Genomic DNA, 5,020 nt, shown 5'->3' with positions numbered 1-5,020 from the left:
CTGGTTGCGTTAGTGCTGGTTGGGGTTACTTCTTTCACCACCGCTTGGTACTTGACAGTAACTGGAGTTCCGTTGGCATCAACACGAGTCAATTCAAGTTCTGGTGTTTCACCCTTGAACTGCTTGTCCGGAGTGAAGGTCACTTTGCCTTCTGCGTCCACTTCAAACTTACCAACATTTGGCACTTCCTTCACAGTTGTACCGTTGTCAAATAGTGGAGTTGAATCAGCTGGGAATGGAACTGAGTCATGACCTGGCGTGAAGGTCACTTTACCTTCTTGGACTTGACCTTGAAGTCCTTCTGTCTTATCACCTGAACCAGTCGGAGTTACTTTCTCAACAACTGGGGTATAGGTCGTTACAGCCGACTCCCCATTTTTATCCACCACTCCAACTCGAACTGGAGTTGCCGGACCATAGAAGGTTTTCAGTGGAGTAAAGACAATTGTTTTATTTACAAGATCTAAATCGTACGTCCCTTGGTCGGCAATGGTTAGCGAAGTTACCTTTTGTCCATTCTCATCATAAAGAAAGACACTACTTTGGACTAGTTCAACGGATTTCTTTGCTCCATTAATGGTTGTTGTCCCTTTTGTAAAGTGGACCTCGCTCTCGCTTGCTCTATCCTCATCAAATTGAATCGTCGCTGCCTGCTTCTGCCCTTGAAAGCCTTTAGATTTCGCTGCACTTGCTGAAGGTACAACTGGAAGCGGAACATAATACACCAACCTATCCCAAGAGAATTCTTTTTCCAACTCTTCATCGCTCGGATTTATCGCACTAATCCAATATTGATCAAGAGCCTCATCTCCCGACAATGTATTTGCGTCAATATCTTCACCTGGGTAATAGCCAGGAATTTCAGGCGAAATCACTTGAGACCAAGTTTGGTCTGCAGACCAGGCTGAGTATGTCACACCTGCTGTCGCATCATTTGGATGCATTTTTGCCAAAACCTGATCGATTCTCTTGGTTCGAGTAAACGAATGGGATTCTACATGTCTGGGAGGAAGAAGCGATAAATCAGGATTTTTTGCTTTTCTGTAATACTCATAATTAATTTCACGAGTTCCACGAACAGTTTCGGTTAGTTCTGTAATCTTATGTCTAAACTGAAACTTGAATTGTCTTGGGCTAGCCAAGTCACCAAAGTTATGATCTGTAAAATCGTTACTAATCAGTTCATATCCTGCATCTTCTAATTCCTTAATTCGACGATCAGGATCATAAGAAATTGGTCCATTAGGTTTGCCTACAACTGTGTCTACCTGTCCTAGTTGTACTTCCTTAGATGGATCATTTACATCCACAAAGGTAAAACTTGCAGATGACAGTTTGGTAGACATTTGGATTGAAACATTATTGGACTCAGTGTACTTGGAACTGCCATTTGCCAATGCCGAAGAAAGATAAGCCGTAGCACCTGGGGCAGTATCTTGCCCGATAACTGCTCCATTGATAGGAAATTGAACCCTACTTCCAGCAGCAACCGGAGCAGTCGAATGCCAACGAACTGCACGAATCTCTGACCAATCCGACACTTGATCTGCTGTGAGCCATTGTGAAGCATTAATTTCCGCAGCAGTGCCCGCAGTGCGACTATATTGAACTTCCCAGCCTGAAGGTGGTGTTAGAGCTTTTGTCAAACTCACTGTAAATTCAGAGCCACGATTTCTGGATTCTAGCTGTTTATCACCTTTCATCGGCAAGGATGACAAAACATAAACGTCTGAAACAGGCTGTTTCGCTGCGTTTTTATAGGTCACTCTGAAATCAATCTCATCACCAGGATAATGTTCTTGAGTATTATAGGCAAAGTGTTGATTTGTAGCTCTCTTCACTTCAGAGTAGACACCACTCGCTTCAGAAGCCTGTACGATCACATCGAAGTCATAAGAAACTGAATTTTTCGAGGTAACTGTAATCCCATCTAGCTCCCCCAAGTCATAACCATTCTGAGCTTGAACGTCAGGAAGTTCCTCGTCCCAAAAAGCAATCGCTTTATAGGTGTAGGTCCCATTTGGAATCGTCTTGTTTTCTAACTTCAAAAGTGTTGCAGGCATAGGGGAGTCTGGAGTCCCCTTTACTTGGGCATAGTAGAGAGTTTTCCCAGTATCTTTGTAATTATAATAGACCTTAAAATTAGGATTCCCACTAAAGTTTAATTGTGGATCAGCCAAATAAGCCAGATGGTAAACTCCTGTCAAGTTTGCGAAGTTCTGGGTAGGAGTTTCTTTACCCGCAGTCCTTGTGATAAAATCTTCTTTAAAACCAGAAGCATCTGTGTGTCGATTAAAGACATCTGTCCGACGGCGTCCAACCATCGAAATTTGCTGGCTAACGCGTGTTAATTCAGCTGAGGCCGTTTGAGATAAGGAAACAGTGTTACCAGTATTGTTAAATGTGAAATCCGTTCTAGAATCCAACTTACTGATTGTCGAATCTTTATAGAGACTTTCCCAATTATTAAAACGTGTTTTGGTCTGGAAAACAAACATTGATGTATCATTTGTTGAGGACTTCCTCATCTTGATATTTTTAAACTTGTACTCCAGTTCCTTCACATCTTGCTCTTCCGTCAGTCGTAGGCTACGAGTGTTACTATTAAAAGTCCCTAACAACTCACCTGTAGCTTTATTGTATACTTCTACAGATGCATCCGGTGAAGAGAAAAATTCATTCCAATAACGCTCCTCAATCGCATTGACTTCTCGATAAGACTCTCGTGGGTCTTGTATTCTATGGGTGACCGTGTAGTCATTGATAGGATAATCTTTTTCAACCTCAGCGACTGATGAGAGTCGAACATAAGAACGGTATTCTGTTTCACCATAGGAACGAATTATCTCCGAGTCAGACTGATTATAGTGTCTATATTCGAAGAGAGAAGACTCTGGCTGATCTGTTTTTTGAACAAAGAGAGTATAGGGAAGAACGGCCGTATTTTGATAACTAGTCCCATCTGCTTTTGTATAGATACCTGTCACAGTTAGGTTTTGCGCTTTTCTATTGATATCTGCTACTTTGGCATTCTTTAACTTAAAAGAAATTGGAATGAGCTTATTTTTATTGTTATTGATATCTTGAAGCGGATTGTTAGCTCTGTTAATGGTCAGATGGTAACCCGTCGCATCGGCAGTCCATCCCAAAGCTTTGGCTTCATCTGTCAATTCATAACCTTCTTTTAGATCTACATTATAGGTATAAGAAGTGACAGGATCAATGATATGTCCCCCGACATCACTAATCCCCATACCATTGATCATACGACCATCAAAGACACCATTTCCATAGTTGAAATAATCATTTCTTGCCGTATTATTCTTAGGATCTTTCGCACCATTAAATAGGTAGAAAGACACAACCGACGAACCATCGTCAACGATACCATCGTTGTCTCGATCATAGCCAATGACCTGATTGTTAGACATTGGTGTCAGACCACCTACACCGTTTTCTAAGACTTTCCATGTGTGTTCAATGCTTCCAAGTTCTTTGAGGACATTGCCATTTTTGTCATAGAGCTTAGCAGTTGCGGTCACCTTATGGTCTGGTCCAAGGGCTTGGACAGCGCCTCCCCAATTCTGCGTCAAAGGATCTATCTGAAAAGTATAGACGAAGTTATAGTTTGCCCCACCTCTCAGATTCGCAGGTTCTATCTTTAAATCAAGATCCCCATTCGCTTTTTCTTGGCTAAACTTTACACCACCGACTGGAGAAGGGGTCAATTTAATAGCCTTCCCATTTTGGAAATGAATTTTAATATACCCACCAGAATAGTCTGCTTCATGCCCAGTAATACTAAAAGTCAAGGATTCACGGACACTATCTACCGCATGGATATCCTTGATTGGCGAATGAGCTTGAAATGCAGCATTGACTTCATCTAGCGATCTCTTGCGCCTAGAAGAAGTTTTCCCGCTAGAGCCACTTTCTTCCTTGCTTTTCTGCTCAGTTTGAGTTGATTCTATAGATTGCTTTTTCTCCTCATCTAAAGAAGGCTGACTCGCTTCCTTGATATTGTCAACTTGAGAAACTGGTTGGCTCTGAGCGACTGGTGAAGATACTTCTGTTTTGGACGGTTCAGCTTTATCCTCCAGCTCCTTAACCGCTTCGTTCTGTGTCAATTCTTTTTGAGGCTCAGAAATGACTTCCGGCCCATTCTCAGCACTTTTTTCCTTTTGTTGAATTTCTGCCTGCGTTTGTTGTTCCTTATTGTTGACTTGAGCTTCATCTGCTTGCACCGGAGAAGTAGCCATCACCATAAAGGTTCCTAGCAATACCGAACAGGTCCCAACACTTAACTTTCTAATTGAAAAGCGGGAAAAAGATTGATTAAAAAATTTTTTCTTCATCATTTCTCCTTTATATTCATACTTAATCTAACATAACAGCTTTATCATTATAACTTATAGTAAATAGAATTTCCAATAGAATGTTCATTTCTACATAAATTTCTTTATAACTCCATTTGCATAGAAAAAGGAAGCTGTAAAACCAGCTTCCTTCTGTTGTTTTCATTTAATTTTCACGATTATTCCACACTGAAAAGATATGGATATACGGGTTGTTGACCTTGGTGAATCTCTACTTCAACATCTCCGAATTCTTCTGCGATTTCTTGGGCAATTTCATTGGCAAGTTCTTCGCTTCCGTCTTCACCGACATAGAAAGTCACGATTTCACTATCTTCGTCCAACATATGTTTCAAAGTTTCAGTCAAGGTTTGGTGCATGTCAGGATTTGACACGAGGATTTTCCCATCGACCATACCAAGATTGTCATTTTCATGAATTGCTAATCCATCGATAGTTGTATCACGAACGGCAGTCGTTACACTACCGCTGATGACATCACCGAGGGCTGCAGTCATGCGTTCTTTGTTTTCTTCGATTGATTTGCTTGGATCAAAGGCAAGAAGGCTGGTCAACCCTTGAGGAATTGTACGCGCTTCTACCACAACAGCAGGTTGTTCAAGCACTTCAGCCGCAGACTGAGCTGCCATAAAGATATTTTTGTT

General features: G+C 41.4%; 1 protein-coding gene and 1 pseudogene. Both read right to left on the bottom strand.

Annotated features, from left to right (window positions below; all coding sequences use genetic code 11):
• The coding region (locus GMD6S_RS08165; RefSeq protein WP_008293820.1) for a YSIRK-type signal peptide-containing protein at positions 1-4,358 on the bottom strand (4,358 nt) is incomplete at its 3' end.
• Positions 4,359-4,534: 176 nt separating this feature from the next.
• Positions 4,535-5,020: pseudogene (locus GMD6S_RS08160) on the bottom strand (DAK2 domain-containing protein); the annotation flags it as partial.

This window comes from Streptococcus sp. GMD6S (genome assembly GCF_000297015.1).
Note: the sequence above shows the minus strand (reverse complement) of the source record. Positions and strands in the feature narration are given on the sequence as shown.